The 3,108-nt window shown below is 55.1% G+C and carries 3 protein-coding genes; all 3 read right to left on the minus strand.

Annotated features, from left to right (window positions below; translation table 11 throughout):
* Positions 1-57 precede the first annotated feature (57 nt).
* The gene (locus tag AB4043_RS24335; protein WP_442308366.1) at positions 58-912 is read right to left on the minus strand and encodes a hypothetical protein; all 855 of its coding nucleotides are present in this window, start codon (positions 910-912) and stop codon (positions 58-60) included.
* A gap of 7 nt (positions 913-919) precedes the next feature.
* On the minus strand, positions 920-2,368 hold the full coding sequence (locus tag AB4043_RS24340) for a carboxypeptidase regulatory-like domain-containing protein (RefSeq protein ID WP_442308367.1): 1,449 nt from the start codon (positions 2,366-2,368) through the stop codon (positions 920-922).
* Between the two features lie 65 nt (positions 2,369-2,433).
* A partial coding sequence (locus tag AB4043_RS24345; RefSeq protein ID WP_442308368.1) for a glycoside hydrolase family 2 TIM barrel-domain containing protein occupies positions 2,434-3,108 on the minus strand: 675 nt, incomplete at its 5' end.

Raw genomic sequence — 3,108 nt, forward strand, 5'->3', positions numbered from 1 at the left:
GTATACGGATTCTTGTTGGCTGGGTTGACTGCGCTGATCGTCCCCTGCAGACCGTTATTAGCTGCCGAAAGCGATGTCAGCGTGGCCAGGTTTCCATTCGAGAACTGTATACGGATTCTTGTTGGCTGGGTTGACTGCGCTGATCGTCCCCTGCAGACCGTTATTAGCTGCCGAAAGCGATGTCAGCGTGGCCAGGTTTCCATTCGAGAACTGTGTATTTTGCAGAAATGGCGGGAGATTGAGCTGGCTGAAGACCAGGTTACCCTGCGGGCGATAGAAGAACAGTCCAACACCACCGCGGATCGAGGTCTTGTCGTTTGCCGCATACGCGAAGCCGAACCGAGGTCCGACGGCGCCGTTCATCTTGTAGAACCCGCGAGGAGCTCCCGCGGGAATCTGCGAGAAGAGCGCTGTATTAACATTCGGTACCCGCTTCTGCTGATCAGAAGGCACCCCGTCTCCCACCCGGATAAGACCGTTATATGGATTGCCAACACCCGGATTGACGATCGTTCCGCTGGAACTGACCGTGACCGCATTCGCGGGGTTGTAGACAGCAGGATCGAAGTTTGTCATGTTGTTGCCCTGGGCGTAGAAGGGCTGCAACCATTGGAAACGGACACCGTATTCCAGGCTGAGCCTACGGGTTGCTCTCCACTGGTCCTGTGCGAACCATTCGATCTGGTTGAAGCGGAAGTGCCCGACCGGATCGGCGCTCTGCTCTGAGTAGCTCTGGAAGTTCCCAAGGAAGGCGTCTGCCAGCGAGTAGCAGGTCGTGTTCGCGTTGGTCTGGCGGCAGTTCGATGAGGCAGCAGTCGATGTGCCATTCTGGCTGAAACCTACCGTCCCGGTATAGTTCGAGCGGCCGTTCTGATCGACACGATCGCGGATGTAGGCGAAACCGAACTTCATATTGTGGTCACCCTTTACATACGTGATGGTGTCCGCGCAGATAGCTCTGTCCAGGCCGGTTACGCTGCGTGGGCGTCGTGTTAAGGATGCCGCTGTTCGAGAACGTGCCGTAAGGATCGATCAAAGTGTTCTTGTCATGGATCCACCGGCCAAAGAGCGAATGACTCTGGTTGATGACGTAGTCAAAGCGAACGAGGTCCTGATGAAAATCCAGAGGATTCGAGGGGGCAAGCGTAAGGTTATTGGCCTGGAGCGAGTCGCGATAGCTCAGACCGCCCGCAATAATCGTCTTGTAGATACTGCCGATCGCCTTTCCGTCCGTGGACATCTGGCTGGCAACGTTATTGAACGGGATTGGGTTCGCTGTACCTGGATAGTACAGCTGGCCGTAGGTATTAGTCGGCGCGGAGCAAACACCGGAGCCGTTAAACGAACCACCGGCCGAGGTGCAAAGCGCAGAGAAGTCCCCATTCAACATTGCCGTGGTCGGTACATTGAAGGTGGTGGCGACGGCCTGCTGCCGCAGGCGCTTCCACTCCTCACCCACAAAGAAAAAGAGCTTGTTCTTGATGATCGGGCCACCAATAAAGAATCCGAAGTCGTTATAGATCAACTGCGTCTTCTTCTTGGCGATGTAGTTGGTCGCATCCAGATAGTTGTTCCTTGCAAATTCAAAGACACCACCATGGAACGCGTTTGTGCCGCTCTTCGTCACGATGTTGAAAGTAGGTCCCTGGGTCCGTCCATATTCGGCCGAGGAGTTCGAGGTGTTGATCTTTACCTCGCCAATAAAGTCGGCGCCGACGTTATTCATCAGCGAACCGTTGGAACCGGCTACCTGGTTGTAAGCTCCGTCTACGGTCAGATTGTTCGAGTCGGAACGGTTGCCGTTGATGGTCTGGTTGGTCGAGGAGAGAGAGGTAGTCACCGAGAAGATATCCGGATTCGTTACGACAGCGCCCGGTACCAGCGTCAGCAGTTGGGTGTAGTTCCGTCCGTTCAAAGCCAGGTTTTCTACCTGCTTTGAATCGATCACGCGCGCCAGTTCGCCCGATGTGGTATTCAGCGCTTCAATCGCGCCTCCCTGGACTTCTACGACCTCTGTTGTGCCGCCGATGGAAAGGCTGAAGTTCGAGGTCAGCTTTGCGTCTGCTGAAATACTCATGCCGCTCTGCTGTACCGTCTTGAAACCCTCATGCGACACAGAAAGCGTATAGATGCCGATCGGGAGATTGGTAACAATGTAGCTGCCATCCTGATCGCTCTGGATGGTGCGGGTATTTCCTGTGTTCTGTTCTGTGACTTTGATGGTTGCTCCCGGCAGGTTGGCACCGCTCACATCGGTGACTGACCCGGTAATCTGCCCGAAGCTGGTCTGTGCCTCCATGCGTCCGCCGGCCGAAAACGCCAGCAGGAGCAACGCGCATGTGGCCATGCTGTATAGGAACTTCTGCATCTGTAACCTCCAAAGCCGCCGTTCTTCCCGGTCGGCCAAAATCACTGCGGTTTAACTTGAAGCACTCAAAATCTGTAGTTCTGAGGCCGCCCGAGATTTTGTTGCATCTTTGGAGGAATTGTCAACGGTAAGTTTAAAGGCCGCTTTAGTCCGGGAAACAAATAAAAGCGGCCTGCACAGGGAGAGACCAGCACCCAGATCTTGCGGTCAGCATCTTCGGCAGTTCCCTCATACCAGCCGATGTATTGGTTCTGACCGACCACGTCCAGTGCATCCATCAGGGGATCCTCCTGCACGATGCGGTCCTCATTCACCCTGGGGCCGATCAGTGCTGACGTGATCAGGCGGGTTTGATCCTCGTGCCGAGCCTCGTTGGCGAGCGCCGTGAGGAATTTAGTACGGTCAGCGTTATTGGGTGTCTCATTCGAAACCGACCAGAAGAGGATCGCAGCCCTGTTCCGGTCGCGGCGGATCATCTCATGCAGCATCACAACGGCCTTGTCGTAGACCTCCTGTTTGCTGAACGAGATTCTTTGCCACAATGGAATCTCAGACCACACCATAAGCCCTTCATGGTCTGCCTGCCGCACCATCCGTTCGTCATGCGGATAGTGGGCAAGCCGCACAAAATTGGCATGAATCTGGTGAAGCATACTGAAAACGTTTTTTACATCTTCATCGGTGTTCGTCCGTCCCCCGCGGATGGGAGCTTCCGCATGCATATTGGCGCCCTGCAGGGC

The organism is Terriglobus sp. YAF25 (genome assembly GCF_052113305.1).
GTDB lineage: Bacteria > Acidobacteriota > Terriglobia > Terriglobales > Acidobacteriaceae > Terriglobus.

Coding starts and splice junctions, on each gene's coding strand:
- AB4043_RS24335 (WP_442308366.1), bottom strand. CDS start 912: ATGAAGTTCGGTTTCGCCTACATCCGCGATCGTGTCGATCAGAACGGC.
- AB4043_RS24340 (WP_442308367.1), bottom strand. CDS start 2,368: ATGCAGAAGTTCCTATACAGCATGGCCACATGCGCGTTGCTCCTGCTG.